This is a genomic window from Amycolatopsis iheyensis, assembly GCF_024703995.1.
Taxonomy (GTDB): domain Bacteria; phylum Actinomycetota; class Actinomycetes; order Mycobacteriales; family Pseudonocardiaceae; genus Amycolatopsis; species Amycolatopsis iheyensis.
In genome coordinates, this window is record NZ_JAMXQV010000002.1 from 129,911 (window position 1) to 153,154 (window position 23,244).

Sequence of the window (23,244 nt, forward strand, 5' to 3'; positions counted from 1 at the left end):
CGGCGTCTCCTACGCCGACTTCGCCGACGTCAACCCGCCACCCGGCTGCGGCGCGATGCGCAGTGCCGCGTATCCGGGGGACGCCGGGGAGAGCCCGCCCACCGAGCGGTAGAGGAAGTCGCCCACCGAGCCGAGACCGTAGTGGTTGAACGAGTTCATGCCCGGGTCGTTGAACGAGCCGTCGGGCTTGATGCCGTCCCAGCGCTCCCAGATCGTCGTCGCGCCGTGGCCGATCATGTAGCCCCAGCCGGGGAAGCCCGGCTGCAGCAGCACCTGGTACGCGACGTCGGCGTGGCCGTGCGCGGCCAGCACCGGCAGCAGGTTCTCCACACCGAGGAACCCGACGCTCAGGTGCCCACCGGCCGCCGCGACCCGAGCCGCCAGCTTGTCCGCCGCCGGCTGCACCCGTGAAGCCGGCAGCAGCCCGAACGCCAGCGCCAGCACGTAGCCCGCCTGAGAACCCGCACCCACCGTGCCGTCGGCCTGCGAAAAGCGCGAAGTGAACGCCGCCCCGACCTGGTCGGCCAACGTCCCGTACTTCGTGGCCTCGGTGGTGTGCCCGGTGGCCGCGGCCATCCGCGACACCAGCCGTGACGACCACGCGAAGAACGCCGTCGAGATCAGGTCCTGCGCGGTGTTGTCGTTGACGTTGAGCCAGTCGCCGTAGGTCTGGTGGTCGCGGATCAGGTCGGCGCCCGACGTCGAGCGCAGGTACTCGACCCACTTCACCATCGCGGCGAAGTGCTCGTCGATCACGCCGGTGTCGCCGTAGCGCTGCCACAGGGTGTAGGGCACGATGACGCCCGCGTCACCCCAGCCCGCGGTGCCCGAACCGCTCAGCACACCCGGCGCGACGTCGGTGAACGACCCGTCGTCGTGTTGCGCGTCGACCAGGTCGTCGCTGAACTTGCCGAGGAAGTTCGCGACGTCGAGGTTGAACGTCGACGTGCCGGCGAAGATCCCGATGTCCCCGGTCCAGCCGAGCCGCTCGTCGCGCTGCGGGCAGTCGCTCGGCACCGACAGCATGTTCGAGCGCTCACCCCACAGGATGTTGTGCTGCAGCTGGTTCACCAGCGCGTTCGACGACGTGAAGGTGCCGGTCTGCGCGCCGGAGGTCCACATCGCACGCCCGGTCAACGTCGCCGCGGTCGGCGCCGACGGCAGCCCGGTCAGCTCGACGTACCGGTAGCCGTGCACGGTGAACCGCGGTTCGTACGTCTCGGCGCTCCCGGTGCCGGCGAGGGTGAACCGGTCGGTGGCCTGCGCCGCCCGGAGGTTCGTCGTGTAGATCGTGCCGTCGGGGTTGAGCACCTCGGCGTGGCGCATGGTGACCGTGGTGCCGGCCGGGCCGGTCACCGAAAGCCGGTTCCAGCCGCTGAAGTTCTGGCCCAGGTCCGCGACCCACACGCCCGGCTTCGGCTGCGTCCACGACACCGGCTCGAACTCCTGCTGCACCGTGACGCCGTTGTCCACTTGGGACACCAGGTTCGGCTTGGCGCCGGACTTCACCCGCGGCGCCGCCCACCCGCAGTCGTCGAAGCCGGGCCGGTCCCAGCCGCTCGCGAGCCGCGCGTCGTACGTCTCACCCTGGTAGAGGTCGTCGGCGCGGATCGCGCCGTCGCCGGCCTTCCACGTGGTGTCGGTCGCGACGGTGGTCGACGTCCCGTCGGTGAACGTGAGCTTCAGCTGCGCCGAATACCACGGCTCGGTCCCGTACTTCTGGCTGCCGGCGATGCCGATGCTGCCGGCGTACCAGCCGTTGCCGACCAGCGCGCCGAGGACGTTCTCGCCGCCGCGGATCTGCTTGGTGACGTCGGAGACGCGGTACTGGACGCGCTTGGCGTAGTCGGTCCAGCCGGGCTCGAGGACCTCGCCGCCGACCTTGGCCCCGTTGAGGTGGGTCTCCTGCAGGCCGAGTGCGGTGGTCAGCAGGCGCGCGCTCGCGACCGGCTTCGAGACGGTGAAGCTCTTGCGCAGCAGGGGAGCGGGGGCGCTGACAGCGACGTTCGCGCCCCACGGTCCGGTGCCGTAGGCGGCCACCGCCTGGGCCGCGGGCCACGAGCTGTCGTCGAACCCGGTGCGCTGCCAGCCGTCCGGCCCGCTCCGGTCCGCCTTCCACGAGCCGTCGGTGACCACGGCCGGGCCACCCGGGACGGTCAGCTTCGCGATCATCCCGGCCGGGCTCTGGGTGGTGTTCTCCGCGCTGACCGCGATGGTGTTCGCGCCGGCCTTCAGGAGGCCGCCGACCTCGACGACGGCGGCGGTCTTCCACGAGTCGGTCACGCGCGGGGAGTCACTGACCTTCGTGCCGTTGACCCACACGGTGGCGGTGTCGTCGCCGGTGACCACGAGCGTGGCCCTGGCCGGCGCCGCGGCGAGGTCGACGGTCTTGCGGAAGAAGCGGGTCGACGGCGGGACACCGCCGGCCGGATCGCCTTCCGGGTACCAGACCCAGCTCGCCCCGGCCAGGTCCGGGCCCGCGGTGGCCCGGCCGAGGAACGCGCCGGTCCACTCGGCGCCCGGGTCGCGCAACGCGGTTTCGAAGCGCTGCACGGCACTCCAGCCACTCTGCCGGCCCTCGCCGTCCCAGACCCGGACCTTCCAGGTGTACGCGGTCAGCGACGTCAGCGCGGGGCCGCCGTAAGCGACGTCGGCTTGCTGCGCCGAGGTCACGCGGCCGCTGTCCCAGACGTCCTTGCCGGCCGCGGACACCACGACCTGGTACGCCGACTGCCGTTGCTGCGCCGCCGAAGACGCGAGTTTCCAGCCGAACCGGGGCTGGTCGACGCCGATCGGGTTCACCCGCTGCCCGACCGTCGCGCTCGCGACCGAGAGCGGTGTCTTCGCCGAAGGGCTCGGCGTGACGACCCGGTCACCCCACGGCCCGGTGCCGTAGGCGCCGAGGTCCGCGGCGGCGGCCCACGTCCCGTCGGCGAAGCCGGGCTGCTCCCAGCCTTCCGCCGCGGTGGTCGCGCTCTTCCAGCCCGGGCCGGTGGTCAGGTCGGTGGTGCCCGACGCGGTCGTCACCCGCAGCCGCCCGAGCAGCCCGGCGGCGCCGCCGGAGTTGCGGACGGCGACGGCGAGGGTGTTGGCCCCGGGCACGAGGGCGGGCCGCAGGTCGACCGACAACGCCGTGCGCCACGAGTCCTGCGTGCGGGCGGACGAGGCCAGGGGCTTGCCGTTGAGCCAGACGTCGGCGGTGTCGTCGCCGGTGACGACGAACCGCGCGTCGCTGACCGCGGCGGCGGGCACGGTGAACGTGGTGCGGAAGTACCGGGTGGCGGCGGGGGTGGCGCCTTCCGGGTACCAGATCCAGTGCGCGCCGGTCAGCTCGACCGGTGGCGCGGCGCCGGCCGGGGGAACCGACGCGGCTGAAAGGACCAGGATCGCGGCGAGCGTCGTGGTGGTCGCGCGCCAGAGCTTCGAGGGCAGCATGCAGGGCTCCCTTGGGGCGGGGATGGGGCGACATATTTAAACGTTTCAATAGTGCGTGTTAAGTGACTGTAATGACAGGAACACACGTTGGCAATACTCCACCGGGACGCCGGGCTGGTGAATCGCTTCGACGATCGGCCGATTCATAAATCGTTTTAGGTGACGTGGGAATGATCTTCCGGCGCTGGGACGAGCGGTGCGTTCTGTCCGGTTTGCCCGCGAATCGGAACGTTGACGAGGGCGGGGTCGCGGGGGATCATTCCGCCCTGGTAACGCTCACACCCTCGGTTCCCCCATGGAGGCTTTTATGGCCCGGGTCAGTGTCCGAAAGAATGTTAGCGCTAACAGTAAGTGGCGAAAATCGCTGCTTTCCCTCGCCGGAACCGCGGTGGTCGTGCTCGCGAGCGTCACGACGGCGTCGTCCGCGTCGGCGGCGGCCTCGCTGCCGTGTGACATCTACGGCGCGGCGGGGACGCCGTGCGTCGGCGCGCACAGCACCACCCGAGCCCTCTACGGCGCGTACAACGGGGCGCTGTACCAGGTCCAGCGCGCCTCCGACGGCGCGAAGAGCAACATCGGCCTGCTCGCCGCGGGCGGCTACGCCAACGCCGCCGCCCAGGACTCCTTCTGCGCCGGGACGACCTGCCTGATCACCGAGATCTACGACCAGTCGCCGCGGCACAACGACCTGACGATCGAAGGTCCCGGCGGCGCGGGCGGCCAGGACACCGGCGTCCCCGCGGACGCGCTCCCGGTGACGGCCGGCGGCCACCAGGTCTACGGCGCCTCGTTCTCCGGCCGGATGGGCTACCGCGACAACACCACGACGGGCGTCGCGCGCAACGGCCAGCCCGAGGGCATGTACATGATCACCTCCGGCACGCACGTGAACGGCGCCTGCTGCTTCGACTACGGCAACGCCGAGACGAACAACCAGGACACCGGCAACGGCCACATGGACGCCCTCAACTTCGGCACCGAGTGCTGGTTCCAGCCCTGCTACGGCGCCGGCCCGTGGGTGCAGGCCGACCTGGAGAACGGGCTGTTCCAGTCGAGCGCCGGCGGGAGCCAGAACTCCTCGAACACCGGCATCACCGCGCCGTTCGTCACCGCGTTGCTGAAGAACAACGGCCAGAACTTCTTCGCGCTCAAGGACGGCAACGCCCAGTCCGGCGGCCTGCGGACGACCTACTCCGGCCCGGAGCCGACGCGGGCCGGCTACTCGCCGATGCACCAGGAGGGCGCGATCGTCCTCGGCACCGGCGGCGACAACAGCAACGGCTCGATCGGGTCGTTCTTCGAAGGCGTGATGACCGCCGGGCTGCCGAGCGACGCGGCGGACAACGCGGTCCAGTCGAACGTCGTCTCCGTCGGGTACGGCGGCCCGACCGGCGCCACCGGGACGCTGAACCCCGGCTCGGAGATCTCCCTGCGCGCGACCACCGCGTGCTGCACGAGTGACTACCTCCGCCACCGGAACAACAACGCGGTGATCTCGCCGGTCAGCTCCACTTTGGACAAGAGTGACGCCACCTGGATCGTCCGGCGCGGCCTCGCGAACGCCTCCTGCGTGTCGTTCGAGTCCCGCAACTACCCCGGGGACTTCCTGCGCCACTTCGACTTCCAGGTGTTCCGGCAGCCGATGGACGGCAGCGCGGCGTTCCGCGCCGACGCGACGTTCTGCCCGGTCGCCGGGAAGAACGGGCAGGGCTCGTCGTTCCGGTCGTACAACTACTCCGGCAAGTACCTGCGCCACTACGACAACACCGTCTACATCGCCGACACCGGCGGCGCCCACGCGTGGGACGCCGCCGGGTCGTACAACGACGACGTCAGCTGGGTCGTCGCTCAGCCCTGGGCGCCCTGACCCGGCGCACGACGACGATGGCGGCCACGCCCAGCAGGACCAGGGCGAGCGGCAACGCCGTCGGCAGCCACGGCCAGGCCCGGCCTTCGAACACGACACCGTCGGTGGGCAGCTCCAGCGCCTTCGCCGTCCACCGCGCGGTCGCGACGTCCGTGCTGCGCGCGAGCGCGCTCACGGCGGTGTCGTAGGCGAATCCGGGCCGGTCGTGGACGTACTCCGGAGCCGGCAGGCCGGGCGACGGCGTGACCCCACGCGTCGCACCGGGCACGAGCAACCGGTCGAGGTCCGGCGCGCCGGCCAGGCTCGCGCGGGGGACGAAGGTCAGCCCGTGCCGCGACCGGATCGGCGCGCCGTCCGCGCTCAGGGCCAGGGTGCGCGAGGTGAGCGACTGGCCCTGGGTGTCGAAGACGGACGCGAGCTCGAGCTCGCCGACGCCGCTCGCCAGCAGCACGCCGATCTCGTCGGGCGCCCAGCGGAAGGCGCCGTTGACGATGGCGACCGCGTCCGGCATCCCGGCCGCCGGGGTCACCGGGACCGTGGTGCCGTAGCGCCGCCAGCCGATCGTCTTCGCGGTCTCGGCCGCCACCTCGCGGCCGGCGAGGCGCTCGACCCAGTGCAGCGTCCCGTCGACGCCGGACAGGATGCCGGCCGTGGTGACGACGTCGCCGTCGTCGACGAAGCGCTGTCCCCGCACCCAGTGCACGGCCGGGTAGTCCGCGGCCCAGGTGTCGACCTTCAGCCAGTGCGCGGTGGCCGGCCGGCCGTCGAGCAGCCCGGCCGAGGCGAGCACCCCGGCGCCGTTGCAGACGCTCAGCAGCTTCGCGCCGTTCGCGGCCTGGGCGCGCAGCCAGGTCTTGACCGACTCGGTGCTCGGCTCGCCGACGTCCGGCAGCGCGGGCACGACGACGAGGTCCGGCGCCTTGGGGCCGAGCCGGGCGGCGAGGTCGGCGAAGCTGAGGTCCGGGACCAGGTCGAGCCCGCCGGTCAGCGGCTTCGGCTCGCGCTTCGCCGTGACGGTGTAGACGTTGAACCGGCCGGTGTCGGCGAGGATCTCGTACGGCGCGAGGACATCGGAGACGACGGCGCCCTCGTCCCCGACGACGACCACCGCGGTCGGCTTGGCCGGGTCGTAGGGCGACGGCGTCGCGGCGGGGACGGCGCGCTCGGGGCCGGGGGCGTACAGGGCGCCGAAGGCCGACAGCACCGAGACGGTCGCGCCGACCGCGGGCACGGCGAGCACGGCGACGACGAGCGCGAACCACTTCAAGACGGTCTTCACGTCAGTGCCAGTACTCGGCGCGGCGCCACACCATGGCGGCCAGCATCAGCGGGAACATGAGCACGTGCCCGGCGACCATCAGCGTGTCGCCGGAGAGCGCGTCGAGCCAGAACGGCACGAGCAGCACCACGAACGGCAGGTACATCGCCGCCGCCATCTCGGCGATCCGCGGCCAGGAGTGCCGCCGCAGCAGCATGGCCGCGGTCATCGCGACGGTCATGTTCGTGGCCATCACGATCGCGTCGACGTCCGGGCGCTCGAGCCAGGCCGAGGGCCACAGCGGGTGGAGCGCGACCATGCCGATGAGCATGGCGGCGACCATCTCGACGTAGTGGCCGGTGAACCGGGCGAGCTTGCGGGTGGTGGTCCGGGTGGTTTCGGTGGTGGTCATGAGTCCCTCCAGGTGGGTACCCGGACGAGAATCCCGGCTGCCGGCCGGATCGGGACGTGCCGGAAGTCATGACCCGGGTCATGTGACCGCGGGTCAGAGCAGCCCGAGGTCCCGGGCGCGCAGCGCGGCCTGGGTGCGGTCGCGCGCGCCGAGCTTGCCGAGCACGTTGGTCACGTGGTTCTTCACCGTGCCCTCGGCCAAGAACAGCTTCGCGGCGATCTCCCGGTTGCTGCGGCCGTCGGCGAGCAGCCGCAGCACGTCCCGCTCGCGCTCGGACAACGGCGCCACCAACGGCTGCGGCGCGGGCTCGGACAGCTGCGCGAACCGCGCGACGACCTTCGCGGCGACCGAGGGCTGCAGCACCGACTCACCCCGCGCGGCCGCCAGCACCGCTTCGATCAGCCGCGCGGACGAGACGTCCTTGAGCAGGTACCCGACCGCGCCGGCGCGCAGGGCAGCGAAGACGTCCTCGTCGTCGTCGAACGTGGTCAACGCGATGACCTGGACGTCCGGGTGGGCGAGCCGCAGCGCCCGGGTGGCGCCGACGCCGTCGAGCACCGGCATCCGCAGGTCCATCAGGACGACGTCCGGCTTCAGGGCCGCGACCCGGCTCAGCGCTTCGTCGCCGTTGCCCGCCTCACCGACGACAGTGATGTCGTCGTTGGTGGCGAGCAGGGTGGCGAGGGCTTCGCGGAAGAGGGCTTGGTCGTCGACGAGCAGGACGCGGACCGGCGTCATCCCGGAACCTCCATGCTCAGCGCGCTGCCCTCGCCCGGCGCCGAGGTGAAGCCGAGCTCGCCACCCAGGTGCTGCGCGCGTTCGCGCAGCCCGACCAGGCCGAAACCGGTGGCCGGCGCACCATCCGTGCCGACGCCGTCGTCGCGCACCTCGACCCGCACCGCCGTGGCCGTGTAGTCCAGCACCACCTCGACGGCGCTCGCGGCCGCGTGCTTGCGGACGTTCGTCAAGCCTTCTTGCGCCGCTCGGAAGAGCGCTTCGCGCGGCTCCTCCGCCAGCGGCCGTTCGGTGCCGGACACCGCCAGCCGGGCCGGCACCCCGGCCGCCGACATCTCTTCGGCCAGCGCTTTCAGCGCCTCGAGCAGCGGTGGCATCGGCCGCGGTTCACGCAGCGCCCGCACCGAGCGGCGCACCTCGGCCAGCGCCTCCTCGGCCTGCTCCTGCGCCTTGCCCAGGACCTCGTCGGCCTTGCCGGGATCGGTCGGCAGCACCGCGCGGGCGGCCTTCACCTGCATCTGGACGACGGTGAGCGAGTGCCCGAGCCCGTCGTGGATGTCGCGCGCGACCCGGTTGCGCTCCTGGGCCGTCGCGAGCCGCTCGGCCTGGGTGGCGTAGTCGCGCAGCTTCTCGTGCGCCTCGGCGAGTTCGCCGCGCGAGCGCTGTTCGCGCAGGAGCAGTTCGGTGATGACGGCCGCGAACAGCACCGAAACCAGGGTGCCGAGGCCCTCCCGCAGGCCCGCGCCCAGCGACATCCCGAGGTGCACCAGCGGCACCACGGCGATGACCAGCGCGATCACCGGCAGCGGCAGCCGCAGCAGCACGCACTGGCTGACCAGCACCACGAGGAACAGCGTCGCCCCGACCCCGGCGTCGATGGTGAACGTGACGAACGCCAGCGGCAGCTGGACGGTGACGTAGGCGGCCGGCCACGCGAGCCGGCCGCGGGCCCGCACCCAGCCGAAGCCCGCCGTCGCGAGCAGGCTGAACACGGCGCCCAGCACGAGGGACGCCACGGGCTCCCCGGAGCCGAGGACCCCGAGCACGATCGAGAGGTACGCGCCGCAGGTCAGCACCCCGAGGGCCCGGTTCATGGGGTCACTCTGGGGTGTCCGGCCCGCCCGGTCAACCACTTCGCTCACGCGGCCGACCGGCGGCGCGCCGCTTAGGCTGGATAAGACGGCGAAGCCGACACGGGGGTCCGACATCGATGTCAGTGCTCTGGGGAGTTTCCTTCGACGCGACTCCGCTGTCCGGTGTGGTGGTCGAGTTCCTCAAGACCGCGGGCCGCCTCGGCGGCCGCCGCGTCCACCTCGACCTGGGCTACGACATCAAGGCCGACAAGGGCGCGTTCTTCCGGCCGTACCGCGGCGAAGCCGGGCTGCTGCCGGACTGGATCACGCTCGACCGGATCGACGGCGTCGAGGAGATCCGGGGCTACGACCGGGAGTTCGTCGAGCGGACGCTGACCGAGGTCGTCCAGGCCGGGAACCCCGCGCTGCGCCCGGAAGTCGACCGGATCGCCGGCGCGCTGGCCGACCGGATCGTGGCGACCTGGGAACGCCTCGGCGTGACGATGGTGATGGTGGAGAACGGCACCCTGCCCGAGAACATCACCTACACCGAAGCGCTCTACCGCGCGATCGAGCGCTACGGCACGCGGCATCGCCTGGGCCGGTTCGTGTTCTGGCGCGACCACGACCTGATGTGGCAGAGCGAGCCGGGCATCGCCAAGTACGGCCGGTTCCCGTACCCGGGCGTGCCGGCGCCGCGGAACTCCCCGCACATCCACTACTTCGCGCTGCACGAACAGGCGTTGGCGAAAACCCTGGAGTGGGTTCCCGGCCTGCGGAGCATCGACGTCCTGCCCAACGCCTTCACCATCGCACCCGCCCGGATCGACGAGCGCAACGCCGGGTTCCGGGCCGACCACGGGATTCCCGCCGGGGTGCCGCTGCTCGCGCGGATCACGCGGATCATCCCGCAGAAGCGCGTCGACCGGGACCTGCACCTGCTGGCGCTGCTGCCGGACGCGTGGCTGTTCGTCGCCGGGGACGTCGAAGAGGCGCCGGCCGAGCACGCTCGGCTGGTCGCACTCGCCGACCGGCTCGGCGTGCGGGACCGCGTCGTGTTCGGCGGCTGGCTGACGCCGTACGACACGGCCGTGCCCGGGCGGTACTCCGTGCGGGACCTCCTCGCGCACGCGACCGTCGTGTCCTTCCTGACCTCCTACGACTACGAGAGCTACGGCAACCCGGTCAGCGAAGCGATCGCGTCCGGCACGCCGTACATCACCAGCGGGTACGAGCTGTACAACGCCGTTTACGGCGGCTTTCAGGCGCCGGTGCTGGACATCCGGGCCCGCGACCTGCCGGACGCGGCGTTCGCCCGCGAAGTCGCCGAGCTGATCACCGACGAAGGGAAACGAGCGGACGTGGTGCGCGCGAACTCCGAACTCGGGCGGGCCCGGTTCGGCACGAAGGTCGTCGACGAGCTGGTCGACCGGCTCTACCCGCCGCCGATGGGCGCGGGCACGCGGCTGAGCGTCGTGCTGCCGGTGTTCAACGAGGCAGCGAACCTGCCGGAAGTGCTGCGGACCCTGCACGACCAGCGCGGACTCGACCGGAGCCGGTACGAGGTGGTGCTCGTCGACAACAACTCGACCGACGACACCGTGGCCGTCGCTCGCGCTTTTGCGGCGTCGCACCCGGAGCTGGCCCTGCACGTGATCCACGAGCCCGAGCAGGGCGTGTCGTGCGCGCGGCGGGCGGGGATGGACTTCGCCGTGGCGCGCAGCCGGAACCGGCCCGACAGCGACCCGGGGGAGCGGTTCTACCTGGTCTCGGCCGACGCCGACTGCCGGGTCGACGCCGGCTGGCTGAGCGAGCTGTTCACCGCGATGGAGGAGAGCAAGGCCGCGATCGGCGTCTGCGACTACTACTACAACACCGGCCACTTCACCGGCCGCCCGCGGCTGTGGGACGCGATCCAGCGGACCTTGCGCTGCCGCGCGGTCACGTTCGCCCTGTTCGGCGGCTTTCCCGACGGGAAGGGCTTCGCCGTCGAGCGCGACGCCTACGAGCGCGCCGGCGGCATCGAGATCTTCTACCAGCTGCGGGACGGGAAGTTCGTCAGCCACCTCTCCGACGACTGGGACTTCGGGATCAAGGTCGCCAGCGGCGGCGACGCGATCACCTACGCGCCGCGGTCGCGCGTCGAGATCAACCCGCGGCGCGTCGACCACGCCATCGACGAGGTCATCGCCGGCCGGGCGTACGGCTCGGACGGCATCATCGTCATGCGTGACATCCGGCCGTCGGCGCCCGCGGCCGCTTCGGACCTGAGCGAGGCCGAGGCGAAGCAGGCGTGGGAGTTCTCGATCAAGGACTTCACGCCGAAGAACACCATCCTGCCGGTGCTGCTGACGCCCACTCTCCTCGAGGATGACGCGGTCGTCGCATTCTTCGGCCCGGACCTCGCGGCCCGGCTCTCCCGGCGGATCGCCGAAATCCGCGACGAGACGCGCGTCGTCGACTTCACGCCGATCCACGCCTACAAGACGCCGTCGTACCGGCTCTACTTCGAGTTCGCCGACGAGCTGTTCGCGTGCCTGCGGCGGCACGTCGGCGAGGACATCGGGTACCCGCCGCCCCTGCCGCCCTGCCTGGCGGAGGTGCCGCCGGAGCGCTTCGCGGAGTTCGTCCACTACTACTGCGAAGACCGCGAATCGGGAGAAGCCCACAACTACTTCGGCAACGGAGGCGTGTTCTGATGACGCTCGCGTACGAAGAGGCGATCGGCTCGCTGCACGCGATCGACCCGGCGTGGCCGCGGCCCGCGGTGCTCGACGTCCTCGAGGCGCCGGAGAACCGGCACTTGCTCGACTTCGTGCAGGAGGACCCGTTCGGGGCGCACGTGTTCCCGGGCAACGTCCCCGGCTCGCCCGAGGACTTCCTGCGCGACCTGGACGCGCAGCTGGCGACGTCCGGCCCGATCCACCTGTGGTCCTACATCCCGACGTGCGCCTACCGCTGCCGCTTCTGCCAGTACCCGGTCGTGCTGGTCAAGGGCAACCCCGAGGTGGCGTACGAGAAGGCGAAGCACTGGGTCGACCTCAACATCGCCGAAGCGCGGCTGTGGCTGGCCGCCGTCCCGCACCTGGCGGGCGCGGAGGTGGGGGAGTTCAACGTCTTCGGCGGCACGCCGTCGCTGCTGCCGGAGCCGGAGATCCGCCGGCTGCTGGACTTCTACCGGGCGCACTTCGGGTTCACCGCGGACACGACGGTCCGGTTCGAAGGTGACCCGAGCACGTTCACGCCGTCGAAGCTCGAGCTGCTGCGGGAGCTGGGCTGCACCAAGCTCTCCAGCGGCGTGCAGTCGTTCGACGACCACGTGCTCGAGCTGTGCGGCCGCGAGCACAGCGCGGCGATGTGCGTCGACTTCGTCCGCAACGCCCGCGCGCTGGACTTCGACTGGGTGAGCATCGACCTGATGTACGGCCTGCTCGACCAGACCCTGGACAGCGTGCGCCGTGACCTCGAAGTCGTGCTGGCGAACGAAGTCACGGCGGTGGTGTGCACCAAGCTGCACCTGGCGTCCTACAGCGACACGCGCACCGGCGTCACCGGGGAGAAGCCCGCCGCCTGGCAGCTGCCGTCCTATCGGGACAAGCTGGTCCGCGACGGGCACCGCTGGCCCACCCTCGGTGAGCAGTACCAGATGCGGGAGCTGCTCACCGAGGGCCTGCGCGCGGCGGGCTACATCGAGCACCCGACGATGTACTTCGCGCGCGACGGCCTCGGGCCGGAGAAGTGGAAGTCCATCATGGTCGACCAGGACCGGCAGGAGGCCGAGGTCGCGATCGGGCTCGGCGGGTCGTCGAGCTGCCGCGCGTCGGAGGCGATCACCGACGTCAACTCGAAGCGGTACGCCGAAACGGTGTCGGCCGGGCGGATCCCGCTGGGCTCGGCGACCCGGTTCACCCCCGAAGCCCAGGAGGCGCGGGCGGTGAAGATGGCCCTGACGACCTTGCAGCCGCTGCGGGACGCCCTGCACCGCACGCGGTTCCCCGGCCGGTCGCTGTTCGCGGAGCCGTGGCTGGGGAAGTTCCGGTCGCTGGCCGCGCGCGGGCTCGTCGAACTGCGCCCGCGCGAAGGCGTCGTCGCCCTCACCCCGGTGGGGGAGGTGCTCGTCGAAGCGATCATCACCACCGAGCTATAGATCACTACATCGAGTGACACATCGCTCGCGCGGAGCGACACGGGCAGGCAGCATGGGCTTCGAACGTGCCAGTACCGAGATCGGAGCCCCGATGAGCCGAACCGTTGCCGGACACGACGAACAGCGGTGGCGGGCCCGGCTCGCGGGCGCGGGCGTGCTCGCCGCGCTCGCGTCCGCGGTCGTCGTCACCCCGGCCGAAGCCGCGTCACCCGACTACTCGCTCGCCGGCACGAACTTCGCCGGCACCCAGATCGCGCTGCACGAAGGCGTCCAAGGCACCGCCCGGGCCGACGTCGCCGGGCAGACGCTCGGCCACGACGTCAGCGGGCACCAGGGCCCGGTCGACTGGCCCGCCGCGGCCGGCGCCGGCGCGAAGTTCACCTACGTCAAGGCGAGCGAAGGCACCGGCTTCGTCAACCCCGAGTTCATCGGGCAGTACAACGGCGCGCACGCGTCCGGGATGATCCGCGGCGCCTACCACTTCGCCCGCCCGGACGTCTCGGGCGGCGCGGAGCAGGCCGAGTACTTCATCGCCCACGGCGGTGGCTGGAGCGCCGACGGCACGACGCTGCCGGGCGCGCTGGACATCGAGTACAACCCGTACGGCGACGCCTGCTACGGCAAGAGCCAGGCCGACATGACGGCGTGGATCGCCGACTTCACCCGCGCTTACCTCGCGAAGGCGAAGCGCAGCGCGCTGATCTACACGAGCACGTCGTGGTGGAAGCTGTGCACGGGCAACACGGACCGGTTCGGCGACACCGACCCGCTGTGGCTGGCGCGCTACGCCCCGGAGATCGGCGAGCTGCCGGCGGGCTGGGACAAGCAGAGCATCTGGCAGTTCGCCCGCGGCGGCGGCCTGCCGGGCGACCAGAACTACTACAACGGCCCGTTCGACCGGGTCCAGTCGCTGGCGAAGGGCCAGGCGGCGGCCAAGGCCTAGCGGGGAGGCCACCCGCGCAGGTCCGGCCACGGCGGCCGGTGCAGCACGGCGAGCGCGCCGAGGGTGGCCGCGACCAGCCCGGTGGACACGGCGATGACCGCGACCAGCGTCGCGTTCACCGCCGGCTCCCACTTGGCCACGCCGTCCCGGATCGCGAACACGCCGGGCGGGTCGGAGACGGTGATGACCGTGGTGCCGTCCGGGGTCTCGTGCGGTTCGCCGAACAGCCGCGGTGCGGGTTTGCCGGGGCGGGGGAGGCCTCGAAGTGTCATGTCTCCCGATCGAACTCGCATCCGCGGCCGTTGACAAGATCGGACAGTCCGCCTCGGCGTGCTTGTCGCGCTGTGAGCGCCTGCCTACGATCGGTCAGAAGCGGTGACGACGGTGTCACCCCGGGTGTCCTTTGTGGACGAGGGAGGCACCGTGCGCAGATTCGCCCTGCTGGCCGCGGTTTCCGTAGCCGCGGCCGTCGTCGTGTCCGCCCCGGGCGCCGCGGGGGCCGGCAAAGCCTGGTTCACCTCGTGGGCCCAGTCGCAGGACGGCCGGGCCGACGCCCCGGTGTCGGCGCAGACGGTGCGGATGGTCACCCACCTCAGCCAGGGCGGCGACGCGGTGCGCGTGCGGCTCCAGAACACCTTCGGCACCGGACCGCTGACCATCGGCCATGCCACGGCGGGTCTCAGCACGAGCGGCGCCGCGGTTTCGGGCCCACGAGAGCTGACCTTCGCCGGCCGCCGCGGCGTCACGATCCCGGCCGGCGGCGAGGTCTGGAGCGACGAAACCCGCCTGGCGACGCGGCCGGACACGAACCTCGCCGTGAGCATGGCGGTCGAGGGCACGGCGGTGCTCGGGCGGCACGGCGCGGGACTGCGGGACAACTACCTCACCCCGGCGGGCTCGGGCGACCACGCCGCCGACACCTCCGGCGCGGCCTACACCTCGACGGTCTCCTCGACACTGGTGGTCAGCGCCGTCGACGTGCACAACCCGGCGTTGAAGGGCACGGTCGTGCCGTTCGGCAGCTCGGTCGTCGACGGCATCGGCAGCACCAACTGCGGGCCGGGCTGCACGCAGCTGGGCGCGGACAAGCGCTGGACCGATGACCTGGCGCGGCGGATCGTCGCCGCGTCGGCCCCGTTGGCGGTGGCGAACGCGGGCGTGTCGGGCACGACGAGCGCCCCGTCGTGCCCGGGGATGCCGCCGTCGGTCGCGGGCCTGGACGCCGGGAGCCGCCTCGACCGCGACGTCCTGGCGCTGCACGGCGTCACCGCGGTCATCTACTACTACGGCACCAACGACCTCGCCTACGGCTGCGACGGGCCGGCGATCCTGGCGAGCTACCGCGCGGTGTTCCAGCGGCTGCGGGCCGCCGGGATCGCCGTCTACGTCACGCCGAGCACGCCGCGGCCGGGCTACGACGACCGCGCCAACCTGGCCCGGCACGAGATCGGGCTGTTCGTGTCCCAGTGGAGCTCCTGCGGCGGCACGTGCTCCGGCGTCGTCGACTTCGACCAGGTGCTCAAGGACCCGCTGAAGCCGAACAGCATCCTGCCCGCCTACGACAACGGCGACGGCATCCACGCCAACGTCGCCGGCCAGCAGGCGCTCGCGGACTTCGTCTCGGTGCCGATGCTGACCGGGGCTCGATGACCCGATCCGGGCCGGTTCTTCACACGATGGCGTGACCCCGCGAGTCGGAACGACGGGACTGTGCCCGCGGGTCCGCAGAGTACGTCCCGTGATGAACGACTCGATGGACGACGCGGGGTGCTGCCTGCTGTCGGTGGCCTGGAACGTGGCCCCGCTGACCGAAGGCCGCCCGCAGTCCCGCCGCGAGGACCTCCGGCGCACCGTGGTGTCGGTGTGCCGCACGGCCGGCCACGGCGCGCGGGACTGGGCGGCGCGGAACGGGACGGGCGCCGAAGCCGAGTACCGGCCGTTCCTGCGGCTGGCCGACGTCGCCTACGAGATCGCCACGTTGTTGTTGCTGGTGGAGGACTTCCTGGTGCCGGACCTGGAGCGCGAGCACCGCCGCTGGGCCGAGGTCGAGGAGCTGGCCGCGCGGATGACGGAGCTCGCCGACTGGACCTCGGCCTTCCTCTTGTCAGGCTCCGCCTTACGGCTGTAAGGTTCAGCCTGACACAAGGAGGATCCCATGCCCGCTGCCGTGATCGCGCGCTGTTCGTTCTGCGCGAAGCCGAACACCGAGGTGGAGACCATGGTGGGCGGCCCGGGTGTGTTCATCTGCGACGGGTGCGTCCGGCTGTGCGTGTCGGTGATCGAAGGAAAGCCTTCGGACGCACCGATGATCGCACCGTGGGAGCACGACCTCCCGCTCGAGCAGGTGCTCCAGAACCTGGCCCCGGTCTCGGCGGCGACGACCCAGGTCCAGGAGAACCTGGCGGCCTGGGTGGGCAAAGCGCGGTCGCTGGGCGCGACGTGGTCCCAGGTCGGCGAGGCGCTGGGGATGAGCCGCCAGTCGGCGTGGGAGCGGTTCGCCTAGCGCTTGACGCCGACGCCGGCGTAGAGGCCGTCTTCCTCGGGGTCGACGACGGCGGCGAGCCGGTCGGGCCGCCAGTTCGCGGAGGTGGTCAGCCCGGGTTCGACGAGGTCGAACCCGTCGAAGAGGGCAAGCACCTCGGCTTCGGTCCGCGGGAGGATGTGATCCTGCGTCTGCCGCATGGTTTCGGCGATCTTCGGGTCGTTGAGGACGGCGAAGTCGTTGGTCAGGTGCGTGAGGGCGAGGTAGCTCCCGGGCGCGAGGGCGTCCCGGTAGTGCTTGAAGATCTCGCTGACATCCGGCAGGTAGTGCCCGAGGGTGATGGCGAGCAGCCCGACGGGCTTGTCGAGGTCGAGAAGCCGCTTGGTCACATCGGCCCCGAGAACGGCTTCGGTATCGGTGGCATCGGCTTCGAGAGCGGCGGCGTGGGAGTTGCCCTTGAGCAGCATGAGACTGTGCGCGACGGCAACGGGTTCGTAGTCGACGTACACGACTTTGGCTTCGCGGTCGACGTCCTGGGCGACTTCGTGCACGTTGCCGACGGTGGGGATGCCGGAGCCGAGGTCGAGGAACTGCCGGACGCCCTGTTCGAGCATGAACCGCACAACGCGCCGCAGAAAGGCCCGGTTACGCCGCGCAACGGTGGCAACCTGCGGCTGGATGGCTTCGAGCTGCTGCGCAACGGCCCGATCGGCGGCGAGGTTGTGCGCCCCGCCGAGCAGGAAGTCATAGATCCGCGCGGCACTGGGCCGCGAGATGTCGGCCCCGGCCGGAATCCAGTCGGCGCCTTCCTGTTCGATCACGATGAGTCCCCCTCGACTTCGGCTCGGGCCACTTTAGCGCCGGAGCCGAGTCGATCGACAGCGGCCGCGACGCGGGCGGCGGAATACCGCGTGTGCGGATGGTCGTCGCCGAGGACGATTTTCCGGCGAGCCAGGGTGTCTTGATGGAGTTCGAGGGCCCGTCGGTGCCGGCCGAGTGCGGAGAGAGCGACCGCGAGGAAGTAGGCCGCGGTGAGGGTGTCGGGATGGTCATCGCCCAGAACGTCTTTGAAGCGGGCGAAAGCGTACTGGTGCAGCTCGTGGGACTGCTGGTGCTGACCGAGCGCGTTCAAGCTGGCGGCGAGGTTGCTCGTGGATGCGAGTGTTTGGGGGTGGTCTTCGCCGAGGACGGTCTTGCGCCGGTCGAGGGTGATTTGGTGGAGGTCGCGAGCGCCTTCGCGATTTCCGAGTGCGCTGAGTGTAGTGGCGAGGTTGCTCGCGGAGATGAGTGTCTGGGGGTGGTCTTCGCCGAAGACGGCTTTGCGGCGGTCAAGGGTGTTTTGGTGGAGGTCGCGAGCGCGTTCGTAGTCTCCGAGTGAGCTGAACGTGTTGGCGAGGTTGTTGGCGCACGTGAGGGTTTCCGGGTGGCTTTCGCCGAGGACGCGAACGCAGCGCGCGAGTGTGTCCTCGTAGATGTCGTGGGCGCGATGGCCTTCACCGAGGCCTTCCAAACAGGCAGCGAAGTCGCCCGCGTAGTCGAGGGTGTCGGGGTGGTCGGCGCCGTTGGTGTCGGCTGACAAGTGGTAACTCCGTTCCAGCAGCGGCAACGCCCCGCGCAGGTCGCCGCGGCTGTGCAGATAGTTGCCGGTGTCGTGGAGCAGCCGAGAGTGTGCGGGGACTACGGTGCGCAGATCTCGTGAACTGTCGGTCGCAGTGCGCAAGTGGGGCAAGAGCGGAGCCCACAGCGGCCACAAGGGCGGGTTCTCCCACGGGTTTTCCGGAAGCCCGGCCTGGAGCACGCGCAGGACGGTGACGGGCCAGCTTTCGCCGTCCGCGACGGTGTCGTGCTGGGTACGCGCACGGAGCAGCGCGGCGGGAACCCGGTGCAGCTGCGCGGTGGTCGGCGTGACCTCGAGCATGCCGCGCGTGTGCAGGATCGTCATGGTGTCGGAGAACGCGAGCGGGTCGCGCACGATCGAGGCAAGCGCTCCGGGCAGCCGCTCGGGGTGCTGGGTGAGCAGCGTCAGCGGGACGGGCTCGGGGGCGAGCCAGGCCATGCAGGTCAGGATGAGGAGAGCCGAGGGATGGTCCTCGGCCAGCCGGTCGAAGGACAGCGTCCACGCCGCCGCCACGGAAGTCGGATAGCCTGGGCGGTCGAGCAGCTCCTCGGCCCGTTCGGCCAGGAGCGCCAGATAGGTGTCCGGCGTCCACCCGGCCAGCGACAGGAGCCGAGCGGCTTGGTCGACGGCCAGCGGGAGGTCGCCGAGCGCCTCGGCGACACGGTCGGCGTCGCGGTCGTCGATGTCCGGCAGGTGCGAGCGCAGGAGCTGCACGGACTCGGCACGCAGGAACTGCTGGACCGGCAGCGCGGCGGCCACCCCGGTCCAGACGGGATTGCGCGAGGTGATGATCACGTGCCCTTCCCCGCCGGGGAGGAACGGCTGCAGGGCGGCCGCGTCTTCGGCGTTGTCGAAGATCAGGAGCCAGCGGTTCCGCGCACGCAGGGCACCGAGCAGCCGGGCGAGCGCGGTGCGCGTCGAGTCCTGGTCGGTGGCGAGGTCGAGGGCCCGGGCAAGATCGGCGAGCCGCCCGGCGACGAGGCCGGGGTCTTCGGCCGGCACCCACCAGGCGACGTCGTAGTCCCGGCTGTATCGGTGGGCGTATTCGACGGCGGTGGTGGTCTTGCCGACCCCGCCCATCCCGTGGACGGCCTGAACCACGGCCGGCTGTCCGCGGCGAAGGGCGTCGTGCAGGGTGGTGAGCAGGTCCTCACGGCCGGTGAAGGTCGCGGTCCGGGCGGGAATCTGCCAGATCCCGCCGGCGGGCATGGAAACCTGCTCGGGGCGCCGGAGTTCGGTCAAGGCCTGCAGCAGAGCGGTCTCGAGCTGGTCGGGAGTGCTGACGGTCGAGACGGTGAGGCCGCCGGCCCGTAGCCGCTGGCGGAAGGCCTCTTGGCGGGCGCCGTGGTGGAGGTCCCGGAAGAGGGCTTGCGGGCCTTCGGTGTCGTCGCCGAGGAGGAAGACGAGCCGGGGAAGCCCGGTGCTGGTGGCGGTCTGGAACTCCTGCTCGGTGTAGGAGAGATCGGAGCGCCCGTCGACGAGGGAGCCATAGTGAAAGCCGGCGATGAGAACGTAGACCTCGGCTTCGGCGAGCTTCTCACGGTCAACCTGCGCCGGGCTGAGGTCCCGCGCGGTGAAGTAGGCCATGTCGGCGACGGCATCCCCAGCACGCGCCACGGCTGCCTCCGCCGCTTCGACGTACGACTTGGGGTGGGGGAGGTCGCGTAATTCGCTGGTGTGGCTCAGGAACACGCGCCGCGCCGACTCGGTGCGCCGGGGCCAGAGATCACCCCAGGGCACGCGGTGGTGGACGTGCATGGTGTTGCCGTCGCCGATCTGCACGCCCTGGCTGCCGGTGATGCGCATGGAGGGGCCGTCGTCGTCCCCGGCTTCGCGGCTGTCCATCGCCACCCCGTTCCCGTCGGTCTGTCTGCGGCTACTGGGAACAAGTCTGCCAAGGGTGAACGGCTGTTACGGCGCGGTGTCGTGGCGGGGCCAGAGACGACGAAAGCCACCTCTACCTGCGTAAAGGTGGCTTGTCCGTCGGGCTGACAGGATTTGAACCTGCGACCCCTTGCTCTAGTCGAGCCTCGGCTCGACCTGCGTGGGGGACGTCGACATGATCGCTGACCTGCATAGAGGTGGTCGTCATTGGTCGTCGCGGGCGGCCGTTCGGTGGTGCGGTGAGACATGGATGTGACATGTCGGAGGAGGTACTAGTCGGGGAGCGGCTTGCTGGCGCGTGGCGTTCGAGCTCGGTGACGAGGCTAGACGCTAGGGTGTCGTCGTTAACGCTGACTTTACGAGCTGCGAGGTGTCGTCGTGTTGCCGCCTACAGACCAGGGGCACCTCCGTAAGTATCTAGCAACACTAGGTGTCGCCATCGTTGTTGCGGCTATAGCGGTTGGTGGATTTCTTCTTCAAGCTCAAAATGATTTGCTTATCGAGCAAAGTAAGCTTAATCAAGCTAGCGCTACTGGGCGCGCGGCAATCGAGCAAAAGCAACGCATCATCCTCTTTGTGCTTCAATGGTCTCCGCTTGCGCTGGGGATTCTTGCCGCTGGCGGCATTGGCTTGGCAGTTTTCGGCCTTTGCGGATGGGCGAAAAGGCAAAAAGTTCTCGATCAGAAAGACGCTCTAGAAGTCGAGAAGGGGACCGCGGAGCTTGAAGGGCTTCGTGCAACCAATCGAATGAGAGAGCAGGAAAGAGAGCGCGCTGTAGACGAAGTTATTGCTGACTCGACCGAAGGGGAGGCTGTCGGACTCGCGTCTTCTGGCGGCGACTCCGAGTCTTCGACGGCCCCTGGGAAGTCGGGGGCCAGGGGTGATGGTGCTGCAATTTCCATTGAGTCTGTTGATGGCGAAGATGCGGCTCCTCGAAGTTCGGTCCGGGACGAAATCATTGCGGTTGAGCGAGAGCTCATGCGGAAACTCTCGCAAGTATTTGGCGAGGCTTACGTCGTCAATGGTGCACAGATTGGCGGCGAAACGCCAGGGGAAGCCGGGCCGGAGCGACTCGTGTACCTAGATGCCGTGGCGGTTGATCCGGCCACAAAGCAAGGATTTGCGATAGACGTCAGGTTGATGCGATCGACTTCATCTTGGCGCTACTATAGCGGGCTGGTAAATTGCGTCAAGGGTGCAATTGAACTAGAGCGACTCAGGCTTCATGATGCATCTAGTTTTACCCCTGTTATGATTGCTGTTATCGAAGACCATGAAATAGGCATGTCGCGAATTGCTAGGTTTAGAATTCTTCTCGAAGAGGCGGCAACGCTTTTTATTAACAGGCCAAAGGTGCTTATTTACTCGCGAGAGCAATTCTTCGCGATGGCTGACAATAGATTTCTTTTCGATCTGAACTAGTTCCGTGACTGCTTTTCGCGCATCAAGTGTGCGGCCTTTCGGCATCTCGTCGACCTGGCGCAGCCCGATCATGCTGTGTCAAGGGGGCACGTTCCACTTGACTGCCGCTGACCTGCGCGGCTGCCCCCTTGACGCGGCGTGATAGCCCTCCGGGAGGTCGTCGAGATGCCGTTTGGCCGCACACGGACGCAACCGCCACGCTCGACTCGGCTATCTCGGAGACCTGCCCGTCCGGCGAGGACATTCTCTTCTTCTTGAGCTGCGGCCTCCGGTGCAGCCGCCGGCCGGTCGCGTGGGTGCCGGAAACGGGCCCCGCGCGTGCCGGCCGATAGCGGCGCGGCCCCGGAGGGGCCGCCTTGATCCGGACCCCGGGAGCGTGTGACACGTATGTGACATGCCCCGGGGTTCTCGGTGCCCGAACCGGCCCCGGATACGACGAAAGCCACCTCTACCTGCGTAAAGGTGGCTTGTCCGTCGGGCTGACAGGATTTGAACCTGCGACCCCTTGACCCCCAGTCAAGTGCGCTACCAAACTGCGCCACAGCCCGGACCCGCACTCGCTGAGTGCGTGAGAGGTACTCTAGCGCGCCCGCCTACCCGCCCTGCAACCGGCCCCCGGAACCGCCTGACCTGCGAAAACAGGCCAGGCGGCGCCAAAAGCACTCAAGCCGGGTTGCCGGCGTGCGTCAGCGTCTGCCACGCCACGAACAGGTTGTTCGAGCCCGCCGGGCGCTGGCGCTCCGTCAGGGTCTGCGTGTTCGTCATCGCGATGCCCAAGCGCGTGTGCAGCGCGTTGAACCCCACCTCCGTCACCGGGCCCAGGCCGAGCTTCAACGAGCCGTTGCACAGCCACGATGGCACCGCCGTGCCCAGCTGGTACTTCGACTGGAAGCCCAGTGCCTGCCTCAGCCGCTCGCCGACGTCCGTTCCGTACACGTCCTGGCCCTGGATGCGCAGCGTCTCCGCCACGTCCGCGATTGCCGCTATTCCGTACCCCGTGTGGGTGAAGTCGCGGCAGGTCTCCTGGGTCAAGCCGTCCACGAAGGTTCCCTGGCCCTGCCAGTAGCTCACGATCTGGGCTCGGGTGGACAGTCCGCTGCCGGGGACCGTCTTGGGCAGGGCGCCGTCCGAGGACAAGTACACGTACGCCGCCGTGCGGTTGCGGTAGCGGGTTACCGCCTTGTCGAAGTTCGTCTTGTCCTCCAGGAAGACCGAGATGCCCACCGCGGCCTCCATCATGGACAGTTCCCAGTTTCCGTTGCTGTTGCTGCCGTTGATGATTTTGTTCAAGTACACGTTGCGCAGCATCGTGCCGAAACGGCCCGAGTTCGGCCAGCTCGTGTACGTGTACTTGATGATCTCCGCCGCGCGGGGCCAGGACGAGCCCGACCAGCCCGTCTGCAGCGGCGCGTTGCTGTTGGTGTGACTCGTGATCGTCGCCGACCACGCGTCCATCAGGGCGATCGCCTTCTGCGCGTAACGCGCGTCTCCCGAGATGTACCAGATCAGGGCGTCCGTGTAGGCCGCTATCGCGTCTTCCCGCTCGTCGGTACACCCGTAGTTCGGGTTCGAATAGGACCCGCATTCCACCACCGCGCGGGGTTTCGGGGTGCGGGAAAGCGACGCGTACGAACTCGACACAGCCTGGTCGTACGCGGCTTTCCACGGCTGGGCGCCGGCTTTCACCTGCGTCTTCACGAAATCCAGCTGCGGGCGGCTGACCAGCACGCCCGGGTGGGTGAACGTCGCGGGTGCGGCGGGCGCGGGAGTGGCTACCAGGCCCAGTGCGAGGGGTACCAGGGCGGCGAGCGTGACGACTTTTCTCAAGCGGGACATGGCTCTCCTCGAGACGACGGTGTCCGGGGGTAGCGCGCGCTCCGCTCAGTCTCATGGTCCAGACCACCGCTCGTCAAGAACCGGACCGGCCTTTCTTCGCCTCCTGAAGAAAAGAACCGGAAAATGTTCAGC

17 protein-coding genes and 1 tRNA gene are annotated in these 23,244 nt (G+C 69.9%); 8 read left to right on the forward strand and 10 right to left on the reverse strand.

Translation table 11 applies throughout. The features are described 5' to 3' along the window. Window positions 1-9: 9 nt before the first annotated feature. Window positions 10-3,435: a family 78 glycoside hydrolase catalytic domain gene (locus M8542_RS04360; protein ID WP_257918679.1), complete on the reverse strand. Its 3,426-nt coding sequence runs from the start codon at window positions 3,433-3,435 to the stop codon at window positions 10-12. Between the two features lie 307 nt (window positions 3,436-3,742). On the opposite strand from M8542_RS04360, the gene M8542_RS04365 reads away from it, so the two are divergent. Continuing rightward, complete coding sequence (locus M8542_RS04365; RefSeq protein WP_257918680.1) at window positions 3,743-5,302, forward strand: alpha-L-arabinofuranosidase B; 1,560 nt, start codon at window positions 3,743-3,745, stop codon at window positions 5,300-5,302. Here the strand turns inward: M8542_RS04365 and M8542_RS04370 are convergent. The 4 genes from M8542_RS04370 to M8542_RS04385 all read right to left on the reverse strand — a co-directional run bounded on the left by M8542_RS04370 (window position 5,268) and on the right by M8542_RS04385 (window position 8,801). Next, complete coding sequence (locus tag M8542_RS04370) at window positions 5,268-6,581, reverse strand: DJ-1/PfpI family protein (protein WP_257918681.1); 1,314 nt, start codon at window positions 6,579-6,581, stop codon at window positions 5,268-5,270. The genes M8542_RS04365 and M8542_RS04370 overlap by 35 nt on opposite strands. Before the next feature lies 1 nt (window position 6,582). Beyond that, entirely contained in the window at window positions 6,583-6,972 is a 390-nt protein-coding gene (locus M8542_RS04375) for a hypothetical protein (RefSeq protein ID WP_257918682.1), read from the reverse strand. 93 nt (window positions 6,973-7,065) lie between these two features. Further along, the gene (locus M8542_RS04380; protein ID WP_257918683.1) at window positions 7,066-7,710 is read right to left on the reverse strand and encodes a response regulator; all 645 of its coding nucleotides are present in this window, start codon (window positions 7,708-7,710) and stop codon (window positions 7,066-7,068) included. Beyond that, window positions 7,707-8,801: a sensor histidine kinase gene (locus M8542_RS04385; protein ID WP_257918684.1), complete on the reverse strand. Its 1,095-nt coding sequence runs from the start codon at window positions 8,799-8,801 to the stop codon at window positions 7,707-7,709. The genes M8542_RS04380 and M8542_RS04385 overlap by 4 nt, the downstream gene beginning before the upstream one ends. 116 nt (window positions 8,802-8,917) lie before the next feature. Between M8542_RS04385 and M8542_RS04390 the strand changes: the two genes are divergently transcribed. The 3 genes from M8542_RS04390 (at window position 8,918) to M8542_RS04400 (ending at window position 13,870) form a co-directional block, all read left to right on the forward strand. Beyond that, window positions 8,918-11,479 carry a glycosyltransferase gene (locus M8542_RS04390; RefSeq protein ID WP_257918685.1) on the forward strand — a complete coding sequence of 854 codons (2,562 nt, stop codon included), beginning with the start codon at window positions 8,918-8,920 and terminating at the stop codon, window positions 11,477-11,479. Then, on the forward strand, window positions 11,479-12,927 hold the full coding sequence (locus M8542_RS04395; RefSeq protein ID WP_257918686.1) for a radical SAM protein: 1,449 nt from the start codon (window positions 11,479-11,481) through the stop codon (window positions 12,925-12,927). Before M8542_RS04390 ends, M8542_RS04395 begins: the two co-directional genes overlap by 1 nt. Window positions 12,928-13,018: 91 nt before the next feature. Further along, complete coding sequence (locus tag M8542_RS04400; RefSeq protein ID WP_257918687.1) at window positions 13,019-13,870, forward strand: GH25 family lysozyme; 852 nt, start codon at window positions 13,019-13,021, stop codon at window positions 13,868-13,870. On the opposite strand, the gene M8542_RS04405 is transcribed toward M8542_RS04400, so the two are convergent. Beyond that, the gene (locus tag M8542_RS04405; protein ID WP_257918688.1) at window positions 13,867-14,142 is read right to left on the reverse strand and encodes a hypothetical protein; all 276 of its coding nucleotides are present in this window, start codon (window positions 14,140-14,142) and stop codon (window positions 13,867-13,869) included. The genes M8542_RS04400 and M8542_RS04405 overlap by 4 nt on opposite strands. A 550-nt stretch (window positions 14,143-14,692) precedes the next feature. Between M8542_RS04405 and M8542_RS04410 the strand changes: the two genes are divergently transcribed. From M8542_RS04410 to M8542_RS04420, 3 genes are all read left to right on the forward strand, one after another. Further along, a complete protein-coding gene (locus M8542_RS04410; RefSeq protein ID WP_257919223.1) occupies window positions 14,693-15,520 on the forward strand; it encodes a GDSL-type esterase/lipase family protein in 828 nt (275 codons plus the stop codon). Between the two features lie 91 nt (window positions 15,521-15,611). Further along, window positions 15,612-15,998, forward strand: a complete 387-nt coding sequence (locus M8542_RS04415) for a hypothetical protein (RefSeq protein WP_257919224.1) — start codon at window positions 15,612-15,614, stop codon at window positions 15,996-15,998. Window positions 15,999-16,025: 27 nt separating this feature from the next. Beyond that, complete coding sequence (locus M8542_RS04420) at window positions 16,026-16,373, forward strand: ClpX C4-type zinc finger protein (protein ID WP_257918689.1); 348 nt, start codon at window positions 16,026-16,028, stop codon at window positions 16,371-16,373. On the opposite strand, the gene M8542_RS04425 is transcribed toward M8542_RS04420, so the two are convergent. Beyond that, entirely contained in the window at window positions 16,370-17,173 is an 804-nt protein-coding gene (locus tag M8542_RS04425) for an SAM-dependent methyltransferase (protein ID WP_257918690.1), read from the reverse strand. The two genes, M8542_RS04420 and M8542_RS04425, sit on opposite strands and share 4 nt — an antisense overlap. After that, complete coding sequence (fxsT, locus tag M8542_RS04430; protein WP_257918691.1) at window positions 17,170-19,815, reverse strand: FxSxx-COOH system tetratricopeptide repeat protein; 2,646 nt, start codon at window positions 19,813-19,815, stop codon at window positions 17,170-17,172. Before fxsT ends, M8542_RS04425 begins: the two co-directional genes overlap by 4 nt. Before the next feature lie 417 nt (window positions 19,816-20,232). On the opposite strand from fxsT, the gene M8542_RS04435 reads away from it, so the two are divergent. Continuing rightward, the gene (locus tag M8542_RS04435) at window positions 20,233-21,276 is read left to right on the forward strand and encodes a hypothetical protein (RefSeq protein WP_257918692.1); all 1,044 of its coding nucleotides are present in this window, start codon (window positions 20,233-20,235) and stop codon (window positions 21,274-21,276) included. A 474-nt stretch (window positions 21,277-21,750) separates the two neighbouring features. Here the strand turns inward: M8542_RS04435 and M8542_RS04440 are convergent. Both M8542_RS04440 and M8542_RS04445 read right to left on the reverse strand, forming a co-directional pair. After that, window positions 21,751-21,824 (reverse strand) — tRNA-Pro (locus M8542_RS04440). A 115-nt stretch (window positions 21,825-21,939) separates the two neighbouring features. Continuing rightward, window positions 21,940-23,112, reverse strand: a complete 1,173-nt coding sequence (locus M8542_RS04445) for an alginate lyase family protein (RefSeq protein WP_257918693.1) — start codon at window positions 23,110-23,112, stop codon at window positions 21,940-21,942. Window positions 23,113-23,244 lie beyond the last annotated feature (132 nt).